Genomic DNA, 20,738 nt, shown 5'->3' on the forward strand with positions numbered 1-20,738 from the left:
GCGCGTCCCGCCAGCGGCTAACTGAAGCCTCATGACCGTAACTGTTCGCTTTGCGCCGTCGCCGACCGGCCACATTCATATCGGCAACAGCCGTCCTGCACTCTTCAACTGGCTCTTTTCCAGGAAAGAAGGCGGACGTTTCGTTCTGCGTTTCGATGATACCGATCTGGAGCGCTCGAAACAGGAATATGCAGAATCGATCGAGAAGGATCTTAGGTGGCTCGGCATTATTCCGGATGTGATCGAGCGTCAGTCCCGTCGCGTTGCGAGCTACGACGTGGCCTCTCAAAAACTGAAAGATGCGGGTCTGCTCTATCCCTGTTACGAAACACCGGAAGAACTGGATCGGCGCAGGTCGCGACAGCGTTCGCTCGGCAGACCTCCTGTCTATGACCGGGCGGGTTTGAAGCAAACAGCGGAGGAAAGGGCGGCATTCGAGGCCGAAGGCCGTAGGCCGCACTGGCGCTTCATTCTGCCCAATCACGACGCGGATCCGTTTGAGACGAAGCGCACCGATGTCACCTGGAACGATCTTTGCCGGGGAGAGCAGTCCGTTGATCTGTCTTCAATGTCCGATCCGGTCCTGATACGGGCGGATGGAACCTATCTGTATACCCTGCCGTCGATTGTCGACGACATCGACATGGGGATCACCCATGTCATCCGTGGTGAAGATCACGTGGCAAACACCGGCGTGCAAATCGCCATCTTCGAAGCGCTGGGCGCTGCTGCCCCGATATTCGGCCACCACAATCTTCTGACCACTCGAGATGGAGAAGGGCTCTCCAAACGCAAGGGCGCCTTGTCAATCGGATCGCTTCGCGAAGCAGGTCTGGAACCGATGTCCGTTGCCTCGCTCGCCGTTCTGACAGGCACAAGTCAGGCCGTCGAACCTGTGCAGGACATGGATGCGCTGATCGGAAAATTCGATCTTGCGAGCATATCGAGATCGTCTGCGAAGTTTGATCCCGAGGAACTCAAGAACCTGAACGCTCGCCTGGTTCATGAGTTGCCCTATGAAGCTGTTAGCGATCGACTGGCCGCCCTGGGCATCGAAGCAGGCGCGGATTTTTGGGAAACGGTCCGCGGTAACTGCGAAACGGTAAACGATGCTGCGGATTTCTGGCAGATCGTGACGGGGCCGGTCGTTTCGCGGATCGAAGACGAAGACCGTGAATTTGTCGCCAAAGCTCGCAATTTCCTTCCGGATGGGGAGATAACGCCCGAAACGTGGAGTGCGTGGACGTCGGCACTGAAATCGGAAACGGGACGCAAGGGGCGTGGTCTCTTCATGCCGCTCCGGCGGATGCTCACCGGAATGGACCATGGACCGGATATGAAGGCGATGCTGCCCCTTATTGGGCGACGAAATATTCTGGACCGACTACCCTGACCGGGGAGGAACGTTCCGGAGCTGGCCGGAATCCCGGATCGTCAACCTTGAAGACCGGCGAAGCTGCAACGGTCTCAACCGATCCCTCTTCCGTCTGCGTGCGAAGCGAAAGCAGGGGGAAGCCATCCTGCAATACCTTGTCCGACGTCGAATTGTCGGTGACGGCTCCGGAGGAGTTCTGGTCCAATGCCAGGACAGCCGTCACATCGAACCCTTTTTCAATGTTGAAAAGGGTGCCGGGGTCTTCATAGGGCGGCAACTGGGTCTTGTTGAGCGGCAGTCTTGAGAGCGGTGAGGCAGCCGGTGTTGCCTCTTCAAAGGTGGTGCCCGATGCCGGCTGCCGGTCGCGTTGCGGAAGCCCGCTGCTGATATCGGAAAAGAAGACCCGGTTTTCCGATGACGTGCCCACTTCAGACCATGCAGACCGGTTTTTCGATTTCTTTGAGAGGCGGCAGCTGCAGCCTTCGACGAATTCGGCCTTGTAGCGAAACGCGAACGGTTGATCGGCATAAGGAACTCCGGCCAGAGACATCATCTCGGACTGGTCGCCGCCTGGGTTGCGATAAACATAAAGTTCGGTTGGAGCCGCCGGGCATATTTCCGAACAGCGTGCCTCGTCATTTGCGAACTGGCTTCTCCCGGTCGAAAAGCTGACGGGAAAATAATATCCGTCGCAGGTGCGCACGCAAAGTGTCCGGAACGCCCCTCCGGCTGGCAGCCGCAACGGGCTCGCACCGGTGTTGCGCGTGGATCTGACGGACGCGATTTCCCGGTCACCGGTCTTGGCTGCCACCTCTTCGACCCTGGGCTCGGAATTGAACAGACGGGCGAAAAACGACTTCTGCTTTTCGCCGTTTACCGGCTTTTCCACCCTTGCCTGACGTGATCTGGCCGGGGCATTGCAGTTTTGTTTCTCAAGCGCAGCTCGAACCTGCCGCACTTTTCTCGTATTCTTTGAGGATGTGCCACCCGATCTCGCCAATTGTCGTTCGATCGCGGCCAGATTTGAATTCATGCGTTTGATCTTGCCGTTGAGATCTCTGCACTTTGCCGAATTTGTATTTGAGCAACCGAAATGCCGCGCATCGCGTGTTGCAGCCGTAATAGCTTTTTGCTGTTGCCTTTTGGCGGAGGACCACTTTCGAGCTGCCGGCGTTTGGGATCCGGAAGCTGATTCCAGTTTTCGCAATTCGGATTTCAATGCGGAGCAGCTTGCCGAATAGGCAGCGTCAATCGGCAGCACAATTGCTGCAACCAAGCAAAAGGCTTGAGAAAATATGACTGACTTGGCTTTTTTTCGAAGCCTCATCGCTCATCCCCTGCAACGCTGTCCCCGCGCCGAACCGTCAACAACGGTCGGTCAAGTATCCCTCTTGCATCCCACAATAGCAACGAAAGCTCTCACGTTCGGTTAATGCGCCGGGGCATCGCGGAGAATTGCCTATTCGATATCGCGCTCGCGAGCGGCTTGATGCAGCCGGTTGAAAATCTCGTTCAGCAACTCTTGCTGCCCAGGGGTAAGAGCAGCTTGCAGCCCTTCCGAATAAGCCAGGGCCTTTGGAATGATATCCTCGTAGACGGCGATACCCGTCTCCGTCAGCCTAAGGGTTTGTTCACGCATGTCGTCAGGGTTTTTGTCCCGTGCCACAAATCCGCGCTTTTCCAGCGCTGCAACCGCGCGGCTAACTTTTGTCTTGTGCATCGAGGTCGAGGAGCTGACATCGCGCGCCGTGACGACTTCATATTCGCCAAGCGTTGCTATCACTCGCCATTCGGGGATGCCGATGCCATATTTTTCAGCGTAGATCTTTGAAAATGACCGGCTTACCGTCTCTGCGAGATGACTGAGCTGATACGGCAGGAAGCAGTTCAGCTTCAGGACTGGTCTGTCCTTGGTTTCGCTGGATTCCGATACAGTAGTTGGTGTGTCGTTTTCTGACATGAGGTTTTGCTGCCTTCAGGACGTCCTTCCGCCAAAACGTATTGGCGGCAACGAATGCCGTTTTCCGGCCATTTTGTATCACTAGAGCCTTTTTAGTGAATACGGAGCTGCTCGACCCGGTTTTCCGGATTGCCGGTTGGGTGCGAGGAGTGCAGCGATGCTGTTGACCGCAAGCAGGGCACAACGACGTCCGCAGGCGTGGCTACCGGGCCTTTTGTGGGACAATTCAGCCCTTCTCTGTCGTTGTGGTGCTTGCCAGATACCCTGCATCGTGAAGCGCTTCGCGCCTCGGAAATCAGCCGAATTGGTTTCATCAAGTGAATCCGTGTTCTCAAAAAAAGCTCTGGCAAGTATAGCCATTCGAAATGTTCGCGAAAGACAGTGACAGCTACTTCGTAAACGTGCGGGAAGAGAAAGCAATTTTGACAGAGAGCTTGAGCCTTTGAAGTCGTGAAGTGATGTAAATTGCGGACCTATCTGTTGATAACGAGGCAATATTCAAGGATTTGGTGCGTGAAAAATTGCGAATCAGAGACGGAAACTGAGACGCTAAGGTCAACAGGAAGTTGGTGTATGGCAAGTCGAATGGTCCTGGAAGTCAAACAGATAGCTGGCATGAAAGCGAGGCCGCAATGACAAGCGATTCCAACAACGCCGAGGTCGTCCCCGGAGCAAATGCAAGGCTCGAGGAACTTGGTCGCGGTTGTTATGCTTTCAGCGCTGACGGATGTTCCAATACCGGTGTGATCATCGGTGAGCGGGGTGTCCTGATCGTCGATGCCCAGGCGACACCCGACCTTGCTGCAATCGTTCTTCAGAAAATCAGAGACATAACGGACAAACCCGTAAAGCAGGTTTTGCTGACCCACTTTCACGCCGACAGCACGCTTGGCGCAAGTGCATTTGAAGCCGGCGAAATAGTGGCATCCGACTTGACCCGGCGCATGATGGACACCCGGGGCGCAGAGGAGATCCTGGTATCGCTGGATCGGCAACCCGCCCTGTTTTCCACGTTGCCTGCTGGCATGACAGTCAGCCTGCCGAGCATGACCGTCGCGTCGTCCATGTCGATCGATCTCGGAAGGCTCGATGTACGGGTGATGCATCTGGGGCGTGGCCATACGATGGGAGATCTTGTCGTTTGGGTACCGAAAACAGGTGTGCTTTATGCAGGCGATCTCGTTCAATCCAACGCTGCACCATATTGCGGCGACGCGCATCTTGCCGATTGGCCGAGAGCGCTCGACAGGATCATGGCCTTCCGGCCAACGTCGCTCATGCCAGGTCGCGGTCGGTCGGCAAAAGACGTGGCGGCTGTCGCTCAGGCAATCGAAAACACGCGCGACTTCGTAACCACACTGCGGGACGCGGCATCTGCATGCGTTGAGCAAAGCCTGGGCATCAAGGACACGTTTGCCGCCGTCAAGGACACGCTGGAACCGCAATTCGGATCCAGAGCTGATTTTGAATTGTCCCTGCCGTTCAATGTCGCGCGCGCCTATGACGAAGCCCTGGGCCTCGATCAGCCGCAAATCTGGTCACGCGAACGCTGCGCCGATCTTCAGGACGCCCTTGGAGGTTTTGTCGAGACATCACGGAGCGTTGCCGAGATCAGTCCGCAGCCAGTCGAGGAAGTCGTTGAGAGCGAAACGGATGTCAGCGAACTCGTTTCCGACAATGATTTTGCGGCCTCATTGTTGGACGGCCCGGGGGCAGAGGAACCCGGCGACGAAGAAATTCTCGATTTGTCCGCGGACGATATTGTCGAAACTGCAGACGAAGACCAGGATTTCGAGAACACGCTGACAGATCAAGGTGAATTTGAAGAGCCTAAAGTACTGCTGGAAGGTGTCCGGTAGCCCGAACAACAGCGACGGATCATGTCCGGGAGCAGCTTTGCGAATTGCGCGCGCCGAACGGCGCGCGCTTTGTTTGTGCAGAAGTCCTCAGGTTGCTTGATCAACCGGGCGCGATCCCCACATGTCAGGAAATTCAGCACTTGGAGGTTCTTTGATGCGTTTTCTCAATGCCGCAGCACTTGCGCTGGCCGCTTGCGTTCTAGGAGCTGGCACAGCGTTGTCGGCTGACGAGCCCGACCTGATTTTCAAGAAATCTACCGTTTGGAAACTCCTCACGCCCGATCACAAGCTGGCAACCTACGCGATCGACGATCCGCTTGTGGAGGGTGTTTCCTGTCACTTTACCGTCCCGGAAAAGGGCGGTGTTTCCGGATGGCTCGGTGTCGCGGAGGAGGTTTCTGACGTTTCTCTGGCCTGTCGTCAGGTCGGTCCGGTGACAATCAAGGAAGAGTTCGAGCAGGGCGAGGAAATGTTCCGCCAGCGTCGCTCGCTCGTGTTCAAAAAAATGCGCATCGTGCGTGGATGTGATGCCAAGCGGAATGTGCTGGTTTATCTGGTTTATTCGGACAAGTTGATTGAGGGCAGCCCGAAGAATTCAACGTCGACCGTTCCGCTCATGCCCTGGGGCGACAAGGAGCCGCCAAAATGCGGTGACTACGTGACGGACTGATCTGAACTGATTTGAAAAGATCTCGGCGTGCGTTAACTAGCCTGCGTCGAGCTTTTCCAGGTGCTTTGCGACCGGGCTCTCCGCATCGGCACAGAAATGCTTGTAAAGCATGGCCATAACGTCTTTCACGGGCTCGCTGGCCAAGCGATAATAGATGGTCGTTCCTTCGCGACGGGTCGACACGAGCCCCTGGGCGCGCAGCAAGGCAAGCTGCTGAGAAACGGTCGGCATGCGCATGCCGGTTACCTCGGCAAGTTCACTTACGCAGCGTTCTTCTTCCAGGACAAGGCACATCAAGAGCAGACGCGGTGCTGACGCCATCATCTTTAAAAAGTCAGCCGCGGATTCTGCTTTATCTTCAAGAGATTTATAGTCCATAATCCAACTCTGCCAAACACCGGGGAAAACTTCAAGATTGTGAGCAGGTCTCATCTTGAAATTTGCAAGTTCTTTTATAACCGGCCCGCCACTGTGACAATGATGTTTCCATTGCCGCACCCCGTGCCGGTCACGAGACACATGCTTTTCTGCTGCATTTCGCTGCCGAAAGCCTTGGTACCGTCTGTGATCGCAATGATCGCGGCAAACGGACCACCGAGAATAAGGGCTAGAAAAAGGACGACAAAAAGGCGGTTCAACATGGGTGTCTCCTGATGACAATCTTTAGCGACTGTCCGGAGAGTATGTGGACCGGATTGAACCCATCCTGAGTGTCGTATTCAGCGTCCGTTCAGATTACTTAACGGTTCTGAAAGCTTATAAATTACAAAGCTTTATGTTCTTACAAATTGTCTGTCATCGCTCTGCGAAGGGCTTTCAGGAGCACATCGTCCCTGTCGTAGATATCTTTCCGGAAATGCGTTGATCCGTCCTTGTTCATCCAGGCGGTCAGATAGGTCAGGTGAACTTCGACCGGTACACGGGGCTTTATGACGGTGCGTTTACCGCTGTCGCGGATCTGTTCCCAGTGGCCAGCCGTTGAATTGTTGTCAGCCAGAAGAATGTCTGCCAGCGCGAACGGGTTCGATGCGCGGATGCAGCCGTGGCTATAGGCACGTTCCGCGCGTGAGAACAGCGATTTGGACGGAGTGTCGTGAATGTAGATGTTGAATTCGTTCGGGAACATGAACTTGATCCGGCCGAGTGCATTGCCGTCACCCGGGTCCTGGCGCAGTCGGAAGGGAAAATTACCTCCCGAATAGCTGTTCCAGGCGACCCGTGTGGGGGCGATTTCACTGCCGTCCTGGAAAACCCGGATTTTCTTGCTGCTGAGCGCTGACGGGTTCTGTTTCAGTTTTGGGAGGTATTCCTTGGTCGCGATTGAATAGGGCACGTTCCAGAACGGGTTGATTTCCACATATTCCAGTTGGTCTGAAAAAACCGGCGTTGCATGATAGGGCTTTCCGACAACAACACGCGTTGTATGGACCGTCTTGCCGTCGCGAACGACCTTGAGGTTCTGGTCGGCAAGATTGACGAAAACATAGAAATCACCGAGATCGTCCCGCATCCAGCGTCGGCGTTCCATGTTGAGTTCCATCTGGATGAGCTTGTCCTGAATTGGAACATTCAGGCGGGCAAGCGTGTTTTTGCCGATGACACCATCGGTAGCCAGTCCGTGGTGGTCCTGGAAGGTCTTTACCGCCTCAACCAGGTCTCCATCATAGATGTCTCCCGAATGGTTGGCGGCGATCTGAATATCTTCTTCGATCAGTCGCTCGCGCAGGAACGGGATCCTGGCGTCCGTCATTCCGGGTTTCAGGACGTCGCCGTCCGGTACGGACGTGAAACCGCCAGCCTCCGCCTTTTCCCTGTACTGCGCGAGCCTGCGTTTCAGCCTGGCGTAGTTGTCGGACTGGGGCGGAAGGCTGTCGAGGAACGCGCTGAAATCGACAGCCTGCTCCGCGTTTTCGAAAAACGATTTCGGCTCCGGTCGGTCGGGGAAGAGGTTCAGGGCCTTGTTGATTTTGTTCGGCTGCACACGCCCTGACGACAGATGCGTTGCGTAGCGCAGGAACTGACGCGAAAGTTCAAGGTCGAACCGGGCCCATTCCTCGGGCGTTTTTGCTGTTTCGGTCTGCTGGGCCAGTTCAAGCGGGCCGTAGTTATTGGGATTGAGCGCATGTTCATTTGCACCGGCCATTGCGGCAATTGCCAGGTGCGCGTCCTCATTGACACCTGTCTGGTCGAACCAGACCGGTGCAAAGACACGATGTTCGTAATACTGCTGCAGGCCGGTCGGGAGATCAGCCGGCATCGCATTCTGGATGGCGATCGCGATCGGAGTTTGCGGCTCCGTCGCTGCAAGGTCTGCTCCTGGTGGCGCGTCTGTCTGGCTCGCTGCCGTTTGAGCCAAAACCGCTGCAGGCGTTGTGAAAACGAAAAAGGCGAAAGCACCTGCCAACCCGAACCTGGCAGAAAGACGACGAACGGAACGCATCAAGACCATATGAACCCCCTCTGATTCCCGGCGGATTGAGTGTAGTCGATGTGACCTGAGGCGCCAACGCCACACCGTGGCCTTGTCGGAAGCGGGGAACAAATGCAGCCTTGACCGCGTTTGCGGTTCCGGTCCATAAAGCGGCCATGATGACGGCCACACGGAACATCATTTCGATCACCATTATTTGCAGCTAGCGACACCGCTGGCTGTGGCCGTTCCCTCTTGGCATGATTTTCCCTGAGACGGATCGCCCGGTCAGCCGGCCAGGAGACCGTTTGACATGAGCGCCGCTGAGACACTGAGATCCGGCACGAGCAAGGGCTTGAAGTTCACCAATACGTTGACCCGGGAAAAGGAAGACTTCCGGGCCATCGATGATGAGAACGTACGCCTCTATGTCTGCGGACCGACGGTCTATGACTTCGCGCATATCGGAAACGCACGGCCGGTCATCGTCTTCGACGTACTCTATCGGTTGCTGCGCCATGTTTACGGTCCAGGCCATGTGACCTATGCGCGCAACATCACGGACGTCGACGACAAGATCAACGCGAGGGCGTTGCGGGATCACCCTGACCTGCCTTTGAATGATGCAATCGCAAAGGTAACTCAAAGGACCGCGGACCAGTTCCACAAGGATATCAGGGCGCTTGGCGTTCTGCAGCCTGATCACGAACCACGTGCTACCCAGCATATTGACGGCATGGTCAAGATGATCGGGCAACTGATCGAAAAAGGGCACGCCTACCAGGCGGGCGGCGAAGTGCTGTTCGATACCGCGTCGATGCCGGATTACGGGGGACTGTCGAAACGCAAACTCGATGAGCAGAAGGCCGGAGCCCGCGTTGCTGTCGACAGGCACAAGAAAAGCCCCGGCGATTTCGTGCTCTGGAAATTGTCATCGGACGAGGAACCGGGTTGGGAAAGCCCCTGGGGAAGGGGGCGGCCAGGCTGGCATATCGAGTGCTCCGTCATGAGTGAGCATCACCTCGGGCAGGTCTTCGATATTCACGGCGGCGGGCTCGATCTGATCTTCCCGCATCATGAAAACGAGATTGCCCAGTCACGCTGTGCCCATGGTACACGGACCATGGCCAATTACTGGCTTCACAACGGCTTCCTGCAGGTTGAAGGCAAGAAGATGTCCAAGTCCGAGGGCAACTTCTTCACCATACAGGAGCTGCTGGAAACAGAAAACTTCGGTGGTCGGAAGTGGCCCGGTGAGGTGCTGCGTCTGGCAATGTTGATGACAAATTACCGCGAGCCGATCGACTTCTCCGTGCGCAAACTGGAAGAAGCAGAGAACCTTCTGTCGAAATGGCCGAAGCTTGTCGAGACGACCGCGGCCCCGGATGCCGATGTTGTCAAAATGCTCGCCGACGACATGAATACGGCCGGGGCTATTCAGGCATTGCACGCATTGGCGGTTGAAGCCGGCAAGGACCCGTCGGGACTTGCGACCTATTCTGCGACCGCCAACCTGATGGGGCTTGCGCCGGTCGAAGCGGATATGTCGGGTGTCGACGAGACCGCAGTCGAGGCCGCCGTGACCCGCCGTCTCGAAGCATTGAAGACGAAAGACTGGACAGAGGCGGACAGCATCCGGGCTGAACTGGCATCTCAAGGAATTCTTCTAAAGGATTCCAAAGACTCAGAAACTGGCGAACGCCTCACGACCTGGGAGCTAAAGCGATGACCGTGGGCAAACCTGCAAGCGGGCATGTCGGCGGCTGCCAGTGCGGGGCAGTGCGGTTTCGGGTTGATGGGCAACTGGGAACCGCCTCGATCTGTCATTGCCGGATGTGTCAGAAGGCCTTTGGGTCATTGTATGCTCCCCTCGTTGGTCTTCATGATGGTGCAGAGCTCGTCTGGACCAGAGGTGAACCGACACGTTTTCAGAGCTCGAACCACGTTGCTCGCGGGTTCTGTGCCAGGTGTGGAACACCGCTCACTTATGAGGCTCCGGGTGATATCGGCATCGCCATTGGTGCCTTCGATCATCCGCACGAGATCGTACCGGTGGTCCAGTACGGTGTCGAGGGGAAACTGCCCTATGTCGACCGGATGCCCGAAATACCGGAAAGGCGCACTGAAGAAGACAGCGATGCGGCGGTATTTCTGAAATCCATCATTTCCAATCAGCACCCGGATCACGATACGGACGATTGGCCACCTGCGTAAATCGTCACAACATGAGAACAAAAGTCCCGGCCAGTTACCAGGTAGGAAACGCCAAATGACCAAGGAACGCCTCTATCTTTTCGACACCACGCTTCGAGACGGTGCACAGACAAGCGGCATCGATTTTTCCGTAAACGAGAAGATTGTCATTACGGAACTGCTGGAACGGCTGGGCGTTGATTACATCGAAGGCGGATACCCGGGTGCCAATCCGGGTGACACCGAATTTTTCGGCGAAAAACGGACCAAACAGGCGCTTTTCACCGCATTCGGCATGACCAAGCGGGTGGGGAGGTCAGCGTCCAATGACCCTGGCCTGCAACAGGTTCTTGCCAGCCGGTCCGATGCCTGTTGTTTTGTTGCCAAGGCGTGGGACTATCATGTCGAGATTGCACTGGGTTGTACCAACGAGGAAAATCTCGATTCGATCCATGACACCGTGTCCGCCACGATTGCGGCCGGCAAGGAAGCGCTGATCGACTGCGAACATTTTTTCGACGGCTTCAAGGCCAATCCGGATTACGCCCTGGATTGTGCCCGGACCGCGTATCAGGCGGGAGCGCGTTGGGTTGTCCTGTGCGACACCAACGGCGGAACGCTGCCCGATGAGATCTATCACATCGTCACCAGGGTTCAGGAGGTTGTGCCGGGTGCGCATCTTGGCATTCACACCCATGACGACACCGGCCATGCGGTCGCCAATTCGCTGGCCGCGGTGGATGCCGGCGTGCGACAGATCCAGGGAACGCTCAATGGACTTGGTGAGCGATGCGGCAATGCCAACCTGATCACGCTGATTCCGACATTGAAGCTCAAAAACGCCTTTTCAAGCCGTTTTGAGATCGGCGTAAGCGAGGAGCAGCTCAAGGATGTCACGTCGATATCGCATGCATTCGACGAGATCCTGAACCGGTCTCCGGACCGGCAGGCTCCCTATGTCGGAGAAACGGCTTTTGCGACCAAGGCAGGAATTCACGCCTCGGCGATCCTGAAGGATCCCAAGACCTATGAACATGTTGCACCGGAGATTGTCGGTAACCAGCGCAGGGTTCTCGTGTCCGATCAGGCAGGCAAAAGCAATCTGATGGGCGAACTTGCCCGGGTCGGGATTGAAGTCGACAAGTCCGATCCGAATCTCGACCGCCTGCTGGCACTCGTGAAGGAAAGAGAGGCGGAAGGTTATGCTTATGAGGCTGCCGACGCGTCGTTTGAATTGCTGGCGCGGCGGGAACTTGGAGAGGTGCCGCGCTACTTCGACGTCAATTCCTTCAAGGTGATGGTTGAGCGCCGCTTTAACGCGATCGGCGATCTCATCACAGTTTCCGAAGCGGTTGTGAAGGTTGATATCGATGGCGAGACACGCATGTCGGTCGCGGAGGGGAACGGACCGGTGAATGCGCTCGACATGGCACTTCGAAAGGATCTCGGAAAGTACCAGACGGCAATTGAGGGTCTGGAACTGATTGACTATAAGGTTCGAATCCTGAATGGAGGTACAGGTGCTGTCACGCGCGTGCTGATTGAAAGCCACGACACAAAGACACAGCGTCGCTGGTTCACGATCGGTGTTTCTCCAAATATTGTCGATGCCTCGTTCCAGGCATTGGTCGATTCCATCACATTTGCACTGCTGAAAGCCGACTTGGCCTGAGGCGCGCCAGAAAGGCAGAACAGATGTCCCATCCGGTTTCGGAAGCCGAAACCAGCGCACAACTGCGCCAGGGGCTGTATTATGGCCTTTCCGCCTACTGCATGTGGGGTTTCTTTCCGGCGTATTACAAACTCACGGATTCCGTTCCGGCCGATATCGTCGTGTCGCACCGTATCGTGTGGTCTGTGCTGTTCGTCGGCCTCTTCCTCTACTTTCGTGGCCGCTGGCAAGAAGTTGTCGATGCCTTTCGCCAGCCGAAGGTTCTCAAGGGACTGATGACTTCGGCCGCATTCATTGGTGTGAACTGGCTGGTGTTTGTCTGGGCGATTGAGCAGGAGCGGGTGCTTGATGTTTCGCTTGGTTACTTCATCAACCCGCTGGTGAGTATTCTGGTCGGACTGATTGTACTTCACGAACGCCTGTCCCGCGGCCAGAAAGCAGCAGTTTTCATTGCCGCAATGGCCGTTCTGGTACAGGCGGTTTTGGCGGGAGGTGTCCCGTGGGTCTCGTTGATCCTTGCCTTTTCATTCGCCGGATACGGATATGTCCGCAAAGTTACACCGGTGAATGCCACGCCGGGCATGCTCGTTGAGACCCTGCTTCTGTTTCCATTTGCGGCAGGTTTTCTGGTGCTCAGTCTCGGTTGGGGAGCCGACGCGCTTGTACTGGACGATCTTCCCGTTCTTGCCGCGCTTGTTGGAACCGGGATCGTGACGGCCCTGCCGCTGGTCTGCTTTTCGGCTGCCGCCCGCAGGCTGCCGCTCTTCATGCTGGGGCTCATGCAGTATATCGCACCGTCCATGCATTTTCTGATGGCGGTCTATATCTGGGGCGAGCCGCTTGACCCGACCCGGCTTCTGACATTTGCGATGATCTGGGGAGCGCTGGTGATCTTCACATTTGACAGCTGGAATCGCAATCGCGCTGCGTCGTGAGACAACAATCGCGCGGGCTCACCCCGTTGTCACCAGTTGACCGGGCCCTGTGCGCTTTGCCGAGTAGAGCCTCAGATCCGCGGCCTTGAGAGCTTCATGGAGATCGCCATCCAGCAGAGGCGCAACGCCGATACTCGTTCTGATGTTGATCGACAGGCCCCTGTGCTCGATAGGAGATTTCTCAACGTCATTGAGAAATGCCGACAAGCGTTCTCGCATCTCGCTTTCCGACTGGTCGCGCAGCACGACACAAAATTCGTCACCGCCCAGACGCGCAACAATATCGTTCTCTTTTGAAAGACTGGTCAGGTTTCCTGCAAAACGCGTTAGGACGGCGTCACCAAAATCATGTCCGTGATTGTCGTTTACACCTTTGAAGCCATCGAGATCGAACAGTGCAAGCCAGTTGCGGTCGTCATCCGCGCCAGACCAGGATTTGATTTCGCCCGCAACCTCTGCCAGCAAGTAACGCCGGTTATAGAGCCCTGTCAGGGAATCGCGCATTGCAAGGTTGTTCAGCTCTTCAATGCGGTAGATGTAGTCGAGGTTTTGAGAGATCCGGAGCAACAGCTCTTCGGGTGAACAGTGTTTGTCGACGAAGTCTGCGGCGCCGTATTTCAGAAAGCGGACCCGGTTGTCCGAGTTGGTGACCGCCGACATGCCGATGATGCCAACCTGCTCGGCGCTTTGGGATCTGCGGACGGCTTTCAAAAAGGCAAAGCCATCCTTTCCGGGCAGGAAGTAGTCGGCAAGCACCAGCTTGATGTCGCTGTTTTCACTCAGGCATTTGAGTGCCTCGTCGGTGCTTGCTGCCTTGTAGACCTTGTACAAATGCTTCATGACGATCCGCGAAATGGCTTCGCGCTCGACACCTGCATCATCCAGTACCAGGATGCCGATTTTCGGGTTTTTTGCCAATCGCCGGATCAGGTCCGCAACGTAGTTCAAGCTGCCTGGAGAATCCTTCAAGACGTAGTCGATTACGCCCTTTTGCAGCATCTTGCTGCGCGTCTTCGGGTCAAACCTGCTTGTAAAAACGATCGTCGGGATGTTTCGCTTTTCACATAGATCCACGATTTCACCGTCCGGCGCATCCGGAAGCGTCAGGTCCACAAGCGCCAGATCAGGTTCACCAATGGGCAAATTCAGGCAGTTTTCCGCCTCGGCGTAGCTACGCGCCACCATGATCTGGTGCCGGCCGACATCATGCAATTTCTTGACGATCGCCTTTTCAAAAAACGATGCATCTTCAACCAGGAGAGTAGTTTGCATGGAATGGTCCGTAGGCGGTGGCTTTTGGTCGAACGCGCAACCCCAGTGGCGGGGTCTCTGAGTGCCAGGCAGCAATTGCTGCAAGACCTGCTTTTCGAAACAGAATCTTGCTGCAGCCGGGTGGTGCCTTGTAGATGATCTTTTTCTTCGATTGGAAACTCAGAGTTCCGTTACCTTCGCGAAGTTTCCTGCTTGCTCGGTTTTCCTTTCGGAAACCGATTGCTGCAGCATGGGTAGAATATCTTCGATCTTCTTCGCCACAAGATAGGGGACTTCGGTGTCCGGCCGAATGTATCCCTGCGCCCGCATGTGGTCGAGCAATTCCAGCAAAGGTGACCAGAACCCGTTGATATTGGCGAGCAGGACAGGTTTCTTGTGCTGACCCAGCTGGGCCCATGTCATCATTTCGACCGCTTCTTCCAGAGTACCTATTCCTCCGGGAAGCGCGATAAAGGCGTCAGCCCTTTCAAACATCAGATGCTTGCGTTCGTGCATGTCGTTCGTGATGACAAGATCTTCAAGAGAATCCAGCATGACTTCCCGTTTTTCCAGGAAGCGGGGAATGATGCCTGTAACCTTGCCGCCCGACTCCAGCGCGGCGTTGGCGACAGTGCCCATCAGGCCGACCGATCCGCCGCCGTAAACAAGACGCAGACCCGCCTCCGCGATGATCTGGCCCAGCCGTGTGGCCGCCGCTTCGTGGGCCGGGTCCGAGCCAAAGCTGGAGCCGCAGTAAACACAAACGCTTGTAAGTTGATTTTGAGAAACCGTATTCATGACGCAAAGATGTGGCATTCAGACTGCCATGAGGTCAAGCATTCTGTTTTAAGTCCCTTGGGATTCAAGCCGGATTTCTTGCCGTGCTCTCAAAAGGGGGCTATGGATGGGCGACTAAGAATATGTGACAGGGGCAGATGCTGCAGCTGACCGCGTAATGGACCGGGTCGCTCGCAAGCCTTCTGACGGGAAAAAAATGAACAAGCAGACAATGTTCCGGACTTTGATCGTGGCAGTGCCGGTAGGCGTGGCAGCGCTGGCAGCGGCATATTTTTACCGGGGATCCCTTCTACCGCCTGCTCAGGAAGCTGTTGAAGCCGCTTCTGCACCAACGGTGGGAGAAGACAAGACTGGCAAGGTCGAAAAGCAGACAACGTCCGTACCGATCGGCGTTGAGACTGGCGACAGCCAGCAGGAGCAGGAAACTTCCGTGCAAACAGACACACCCCAGGCGACTGAGCAGGCGCCGGTTGAAGGCCCCAGTTTTGATGTTGTCGGGGTCGAGCCGACGGGAGAAACCGTTGTGGCGGGACGTTCCGACGCGGGTGCCATCGTCGCTTTGACTGCCAATGGCGAGGTTGTCGGCAAGAGTATCGCCAATGAGGCGGGTGAGTGGACAATCATTCTTGAGGAACCGCTGAAGCCAGGCGACTATGACGTCGGGCTGGAAGTCCATGATGAAAAAGGCGATGCCATCGAGGAGTCAGGTCAGCGGCTTGCCGTATCTGTCCCTGAAGACGGCCAGGAAAAGCCACTGGTCGTGCTCAACGATTCCGAAGGGCCGTCTGATATTCTGCAAAAACCGAAGACGGAAATACAGGTTGCCGATGCTGACGCAACTTCAGAAACACAAGCTGTTGCAAACCAGTCCGCGACAGCCACGACAAGCAAGCGCACTGCAGACGGTGACGATACCGTTATCGCTGCCTTGCCCAAGACTGCCGTGGAGGACAATACCGGCGATTCCCGGTCTTCGCAGCCTGCCGAGCAGCAGCCTGCTCAATCGGAAGGTGGTGCCGATGGCCAAACCGCCGGAAGCGTCAAGGCAGGATCAGGCGCACAGGCACCATCTGTTGAGGTGGCAGCCGAAGAGCAACCTGCGACGCCTCGGAATTCTTCCGACACCGCCGAAGGAACCGACGTTGCTGTCTTGAGCGAAGGCCAGGCCGCGGCGGCTGATGAGAATGTACCGGGCCGGGAGCAGGCATCCGTAACGGGCACGGGGCAGGCGGTGACAACAGCACCGGAAAATGCAGAAGGTCAGGGCGGGGCACAGGCTTCGAATCCCGCCGGCACCCCGCAACCAAAGCCGGAAGCGGAAGGTACATCGGTAACTGCGAGTGCTGGCAGCGCTCAGACCCGGACCGAAACAGACGCTGGAGTAGGGAGCGGGACTGTTCAGCAACCGTCGTCCAGCACGGCATCTGCTGACACCGTCACCGGCTCGCAGCAACCTGCATCATCGCCGGATGTAACGGTTGAAGCGGTCGAATCAGAACCGGACAAGGTCTACGTTGCGGGAACCGGCAAGCCGGGGTCCTCGGTTCGTGTCTATGTTGGCGAAGACTTTCAGGGAGAGGCAAAGGTCAATTCCAGCGGCAAATGGCTGGTCGAGGGCACCAAGAATGTTGCCGAAGGGAATGTGGAAGTCAGGGCCGACCTGATTGCAAAAGACGGTAACACTGTGGATGCGCGGGCAGCCGTGACCTTCGAAAAGGAACAGGACAAGCAGATTGTTCTGACCAAGGTCGTGGCCACCGGTGCGGGCAGCGGGCAGGGGAGCCAGGGCGCGGACGTCCAGAAGTCTCTTCCGGTCGTCATAATCCGCAAGGGCGACAACCTGTGGCGCATTTCGCGGCGGCTCTATGGTGATGGTGTTCGTTACACGACGATCTACCAGGCGAACCAGGACCAGATAAGAGATCCCGACCTGATCTATCCCGGGCAGGTGTTCCTGACCCCTGAAGGCGATCTGAACTGGCCGGACAGGAGCAGTGGCAACGCCAACAGAGGCTAGGCCGCAGTCTGGGCGATGAAGTTGAAATGGCAGGGAGCCCTGACGGGTTTCCTGCCGATCTCCTTTAGCCCCTTGTTTTTTGATCCATTCATCGCATATCTACGATAAGACACGAACGCGTGAGCGTGGGAGCAGGCCGATGAGCGAGACGGAATGTCCGTCGACAAACGACAACAGGAAGTGCCTGTCGAATTGTGAGGAGCTCGCCGCAATCTTTCGTGCGCTCGGCCATCCGGCGCGCATTGCAATCATCAAGCAGCTGGCCACGCAGGAAGAGGCTTGCTGCGGCGAGATCGTAAATCATCTTCCCCTGGCTCAGTCGACCGTCTCACAGCACCTGCAGGTACTCAAGGATGCCGGACTGTTGATCTGCGATGCCCGGGGCCGAAATTGCCACTATCTCTTGAACCGCGAGAAACTGAAGCGGGCGGAGCATTGCTCGAAGGAATTCTGGCAGGATCTCAATTCTCTGAAACCGTTGCCCTCTGACGCTGCCGTGCCGGTGCCACTCAAAAAAGACTGAAGAAATGGACTGCCGTTCGCGGTCCTGGAGATAACGTTTGACCGATCAATCAGCCACCTCACCGCAAGGCTCTGCCGATGCGGCTGCAGGCAGCCAAAGTTCCCATTCTCAAAAGGTCGTCAGCGCGGACGAGGGGAGCACATTTGAGACACTTTCCAATCTCTGGCCGTATATCTGGCCTTCCGATCGTCCGGATCTCAAACGTCGTGTTCTGCTCGCTGTTTTCGCCCTGATCATCGCAAAGTTCATTACGGTTCTCTCGCCCTATTTCTTTGCCTGGGCAACCGACGCATTGACGGGCGAAACCGCCGGACTTCCTTCCTTTCTGGTCGCCCCGGTCATGCTTGTGCTGGCTTACAACGCAGCCCGTGTCCTGGCGGTCGCCTTCAACCAGTTGCGCGATGCGCTTTTTGCGCGGGTCGGGCAACATGCCGTGCGCCAGCTCGCGATCATGACTTTCCGGCACTTGCACAGGCTTTCCCTGCGATTCCATCTGGCACGCCGCACAGGCGGTCTCAGCCGGGTTATCGAACGCGGGGTCAAGGGTATCGAGTCGATTGTCCGCTTCACGATCCTGAATGGCGTTCCCACCGTATTCGAATTCGCCATCATGGCGGCTGTCATCTGGTACCAGTTCGGTTTCTTCTATGTCGTGATCGTGGCAGTGATGATCGTTGCCTATGTCTGGTTCACCATCAAATGTTCAAACTGGCGTATCGAAATTCGCCGGGAGATGAACGACAGCGATACAGAGGCCAATTCCAAGGCAATCGACAGCCTGTTGAATTTCGAGACGGTCAAGTATTTCGGCAACGAAAAAATGGAAGCTTCGCGCTTCGACGCCTCGATGGCGAAATACGAAACGGCCGCGACAAAAACCTGGACATCACTTGCCTGGCTCAACCTGGGTCAGACGGTAATACTCGGTTTCGGCATGGCCGCCTGTATGGCCCTTTCGGCAAAGGCGGTGATGACCGGTGAGCAGAATATCGGTGACTTTGTCCTGATCAACGCGCTTTTGATGCAGATCTCCATACCGTTGAATTTCATCGGTTTTCTCTATCGTGAGATCCGGCAGGGGCTGGCGGACATAGAAGCCATGTTCGACCTGTTGCTTGTTCCTGCGGAAATAATGGACAAGGAGAGTGCAGAGCCGCTGAAGGCTGTTGCTGGAAAGATTGTCTTCAAGGACGTCAAATTTCACTATGACGCCGACCGTCACATCCTGAAGGGCATCAATTTCGAGGTGCCGGCCGGAAAGACGATTGCCATTGTCGGTCCGTCGGGGGCAGGCAAGTCGACCATTTCCCGGTTGCTGTTTAGGTTCTACGACGTGACGGACGGAGCAGTGGAAATCGACGGCCAGGATGTGCGAGACGTCACGCAGGCGAGCGTTCGCGATGCCATTGGAATGGTGCCGCAGGACACGGTGCTCTTCAACGATACCATCGCCTACAACATCCGCTACGGGCGGCCGGAAGCTACTGATGAGGAGGTTCGTGAAGCTGCCCGAATGGCGCAGATCCACGACTTCATCGAAAATCTGCCACAGGGTTATGCGTCTGAGGTCGGTGAACGCGGGTTGAAGCTTTCCGGTGGTGAAAAACAGCGTGTCGCGATTGCACGGACGATCCTGAAATCGCCGCCGATCCTTATTCTGGACGAGGCAACGTCTGCGCTCGACACGCACACGGAGCGCGAAATCCAGTCCGCACTGGACCAGGTGGCGCGAAACCGGACTACTCTTGTCATCGCGCACCGCCTGTCGACGGTTGTCAATGCGGATCAGATCATTGTTCTGGAGGCCGGCCGGATTGCCGAACGCGGCACGCATACCGAGCTGCTGGACAAGGACGGTCTCTACGCATCCATGTGGGCGCGTCAGCGTGAAGCCGACGAAGCGGAAGAGCGGTTACGGGCCGCTCGCGAAAACGATGATCTGGGGATCGTGACGAGAGGTCAGACTGCGGACTATATTCCCGCCAAATAACGGCGTTGGGGAAGGGGTGGCCTGGGCCACCCCCCGGAAGATCCGTCAGGCGTTGACCTGCTGACGGAACGAACCGATCTTCAGGGCAGCTTCTGCCGCTTCACGGCCTTTCAGCACAAAATGTTCCCTGTAGATTTTCGTGTGATGATCCGTTTCCTGGAAGTGGTGTGGGGTCAGCGAAACAGACAGGACCGGAACATCTGTTTCAAGACCAGCCTGCATCAAACCGCTGACCACCGCCTGAGCGACGAAATCATGCCGGTAAATGCCGCCGTCGACAACAAGGGCAGCCGCAGTGATAGCTGCGTACTTTCCAGTTTGCGCAAGATTTTTCGCGGCAAGCGGCATCTCGAACGCACCAGGCACGTCAAACACGTCGATGCTGTCCGCGGGGATGACCTGCTGGAAGCCGACGAGCGCCTGGTCGACGATATCGGAGTGCCATCCGGCTTTGATGAAGGCATATCGGGTGTGTGTCATTGATGATCTCCCTGGTTCGCGACACGTCACCCAAGGCGATCACATACGACACGGACGGCGAATGCCGTCTGAGCGCAGTTTCTCTTTCATCCGGACTTTGACCGTCGGCTCAGGATTCTCACCTGATCTGCTTGACCCTTCCGAATGGAAGGCGCTCGCGGGCTTGCAGCACACTGCTTACCGCCGGTGGGGACTTCCACCCCGCCCTGAGAATGCTGCTCTTCTGGCAGGCAGCAGGTCTCAAGGCAAGCGCCGAATGAGAAAAATGGTCTTACGTTTTGTTTATTTGCACCAGTGTTGTCACTTCCGGTGAGGTTGACTGGACAAGTCGGTTGGGCAGGCAATCCGGTATCCGGGTGGAGCAGGCCCCCATCAGGCGGCATGCCGTCGGTTCGAGACCCGGTCATTCGCAGGTTCCGCGGAACTGAACCCGGCAACTCTTTTGGTTTTTCTGCCCGGAATAACGTGAAAGAGAAGTCCCGACAGGGCGCTTGCAAAAGCGCGCAACTCCCGATGCCGGGCGGTCCGGGCACGTTCTTCGTAGATGTCTCCAGTATGCATCATGACAGGCTCCTTTCGTTTCGTGAGCCTGTTTTCTCATATTG

General features: G+C 56.4%; 19 protein-coding genes and 1 riboswitch. Of the genes, 10 read left to right on the forward strand and 9 right to left on the reverse strand.

What is annotated here, in order from left to right; genetic code table 11:
- Positions 1–31: 31 nt before the first annotated feature.
- On the forward strand, positions 32–1,393 hold the full coding sequence (gene gltX, locus ACO6TI_RS17515) for a glutamate--tRNA ligase (RefSeq protein WP_422382984.1): 1,362 nt from the start codon (positions 32–34) through the stop codon (positions 1,391–1,393).
- Here the strand turns inward: gltX and ACO6TI_RS17520 are convergent.
- Both ACO6TI_RS17520 and ACO6TI_RS17525 read right to left on the reverse strand, forming a co-directional pair.
- The gene (locus ACO6TI_RS17520; RefSeq protein ID WP_350185971.1) at positions 1,356–2,408 is read right to left on the reverse strand and encodes a DUF2865 domain-containing protein; all 1,053 of its coding nucleotides are present in this window, start codon (positions 2,406–2,408) and stop codon (positions 1,356–1,358) included. The two genes, gltX and ACO6TI_RS17520, sit on opposite strands and share 38 nt — an antisense overlap.
- Positions 2,409–2,834: 426 nt before the next feature.
- Complete coding sequence (locus tag ACO6TI_RS17525; protein ID WP_055118695.1) at positions 2,835–3,335, reverse strand: MarR family winged helix-turn-helix transcriptional regulator; 501 nt, start codon at positions 3,333–3,335, stop codon at positions 2,835–2,837.
- A gap of 632 nt (positions 3,336–3,967) precedes the next feature.
- Between ACO6TI_RS17525 and ACO6TI_RS17530 the strand changes: the two genes are divergently transcribed.
- Positions 3,968–5,194 (forward strand): MBL fold metallo-hydrolase, encoded by a 1,227-nt coding sequence (locus tag ACO6TI_RS17530; RefSeq protein WP_104705140.1) that lies wholly within the window; start codon positions 3,968–3,970, stop codon positions 5,192–5,194.
- A 154-nt stretch (positions 5,195–5,348) separates the two neighbouring features.
- The gene (locus ACO6TI_RS17535) at positions 5,349–5,864 is read left to right on the forward strand and encodes a CreA family protein (protein WP_055118692.1); all 516 of its coding nucleotides are present in this window, start codon (positions 5,349–5,351) and stop codon (positions 5,862–5,864) included.
- A gap of 36 nt (positions 5,865–5,900) precedes the next feature.
- Here the strand turns inward: ACO6TI_RS17535 and ACO6TI_RS17540 are convergent, their stop codons facing one another.
- From ACO6TI_RS17540 to ACO6TI_RS17550, 3 genes are all read right to left on the reverse strand, one after another.
- On the reverse strand, positions 5,901–6,242 hold the full coding sequence (locus tag ACO6TI_RS17540; protein ID WP_422382985.1) for an ArsR/SmtB family transcription factor: 342 nt from the start codon (positions 6,240–6,242) through the stop codon (positions 5,901–5,903).
- A gap of 74 nt (positions 6,243–6,316) precedes the next feature.
- Positions 6,317–6,505 (reverse strand): hypothetical protein, encoded by a 189-nt coding sequence (locus ACO6TI_RS17545; RefSeq protein ID WP_029066496.1) that lies wholly within the window; start codon positions 6,503–6,505, stop codon positions 6,317–6,319.
- A gap of 140 nt (positions 6,506–6,645) precedes the next feature.
- Positions 6,646–8,313: a L,D-transpeptidase family protein gene (locus ACO6TI_RS17550; protein ID WP_422382986.1), complete on the reverse strand. Its 1,668-nt coding sequence runs from the start codon at positions 8,311–8,313 to the stop codon at positions 6,646–6,648.
- 274 nt (positions 8,314–8,587) lie between these two features.
- Here ACO6TI_RS17550 and cysS point away from each other — a divergent pair, with 274 nt between their 5' ends.
- The 4 genes from cysS to rarD are packed head-to-tail and all read left to right on the forward strand — an operon-like array spanning position 8,588 to position 13,074.
- Positions 8,588–10,003: a cysteine--tRNA ligase gene (gene cysS / locus ACO6TI_RS17555; RefSeq protein WP_196998597.1), complete on the forward strand. Its 1,416-nt coding sequence runs from the start codon at positions 8,588–8,590 to the stop codon at positions 10,001–10,003.
- Entirely contained in the window at positions 10,000–10,488 is a 489-nt protein-coding gene (locus ACO6TI_RS17560) for a GFA family protein (protein ID WP_422382987.1), read from the forward strand. The genes cysS and ACO6TI_RS17560 overlap by 4 nt, the downstream gene beginning before the upstream one ends.
- A gap of 55 nt (positions 10,489–10,543) precedes the next feature.
- Positions 10,544–12,139 carry a citramalate synthase gene (gene cimA, locus ACO6TI_RS17565; protein ID WP_422382988.1) on the forward strand — a complete coding sequence of 532 codons (1,596 nt, stop codon included), beginning with the start codon at positions 10,544–10,546 and terminating at the stop codon, positions 12,137–12,139.
- Between the two features lie 23 nt (positions 12,140–12,162).
- Positions 12,163–13,074: an EamA family transporter RarD gene (rarD, locus tag ACO6TI_RS17570; RefSeq protein WP_196892883.1), complete on the forward strand. Its 912-nt coding sequence runs from the start codon at positions 12,163–12,165 to the stop codon at positions 13,072–13,074.
- An 18-nt stretch (positions 13,075–13,092) separates the two neighbouring features.
- On the opposite strand, the gene ACO6TI_RS17575 is transcribed toward rarD, so the two are convergent.
- On the reverse strand, positions 13,093–14,346 hold the full coding sequence (locus tag ACO6TI_RS17575) for a GGDEF domain-containing response regulator (RefSeq protein ID WP_104705100.1): 1,254 nt from the start codon (positions 14,344–14,346) through the stop codon (positions 13,093–13,095).
- Between the two features lie 159 nt (positions 14,347–14,505).
- The gene (locus ACO6TI_RS17580) at positions 14,506–15,141 is read right to left on the reverse strand and encodes a TIGR00730 family Rossman fold protein (protein ID WP_235808857.1); all 636 of its coding nucleotides are present in this window, start codon (positions 15,139–15,141) and stop codon (positions 14,506–14,508) included.
- Between the two features lie 178 nt (positions 15,142–15,319).
- Between ACO6TI_RS17580 and ACO6TI_RS17585 the strand changes: the two genes are divergently transcribed.
- From ACO6TI_RS17585 to ACO6TI_RS17595, 3 genes are all read left to right on the forward strand, one after another.
- Complete coding sequence (locus ACO6TI_RS17585; protein WP_422382989.1) at positions 15,320–17,140, forward strand: LysM peptidoglycan-binding domain-containing protein; 1,821 nt, start codon at positions 15,320–15,322, stop codon at positions 17,138–17,140.
- 139 nt (positions 17,141–17,279) lie between these two features.
- Positions 17,280–17,663 (forward strand): ArsR/SmtB family transcription factor, encoded by a 384-nt coding sequence (locus ACO6TI_RS17590; protein WP_422382990.1) that lies wholly within the window; start codon positions 17,280–17,282, stop codon positions 17,661–17,663.
- A 37-nt stretch (positions 17,664–17,700) separates the two neighbouring features.
- On the forward strand, positions 17,701–19,653 hold the full coding sequence (locus ACO6TI_RS17595) for an ABCB family ABC transporter ATP-binding protein/permease (protein WP_104705101.1): 1,953 nt from the start codon (positions 17,701–17,703) through the stop codon (positions 19,651–19,653).
- A gap of 45 nt (positions 19,654–19,698) precedes the next feature.
- Here ACO6TI_RS17595 and ACO6TI_RS17600 read toward each other — a convergent pair whose 3' ends face one another.
- Positions 19,699–20,133 carry a 6,7-dimethyl-8-ribityllumazine synthase gene (locus ACO6TI_RS17600; RefSeq protein ID WP_055118677.1) on the reverse strand — a complete coding sequence of 145 codons (435 nt, stop codon included), beginning with the start codon at positions 20,131–20,133 and terminating at the stop codon, positions 19,699–19,701.
- A 74-nt stretch (positions 20,134–20,207) separates the two neighbouring features.
- Positions 20,208–20,351, reverse strand: a riboswitch (FMN riboswitch).
- A 154-nt stretch (positions 20,352–20,505) separates the two neighbouring features.
- Positions 20,506–20,697, reverse strand: a complete 192-nt coding sequence (locus ACO6TI_RS17605) for a hypothetical protein (RefSeq protein ID WP_055118675.1) — start codon at positions 20,695–20,697, stop codon at positions 20,506–20,508.
- Positions 20,698–20,738 lie beyond the last annotated feature (41 nt).

This window comes from Roseibium album (genome assembly GCF_965233825.1).
GTDB classification, from domain to species: Bacteria; Pseudomonadota; Alphaproteobacteria; order Rhizobiales; family Stappiaceae; genus Roseibium; species Roseibium album.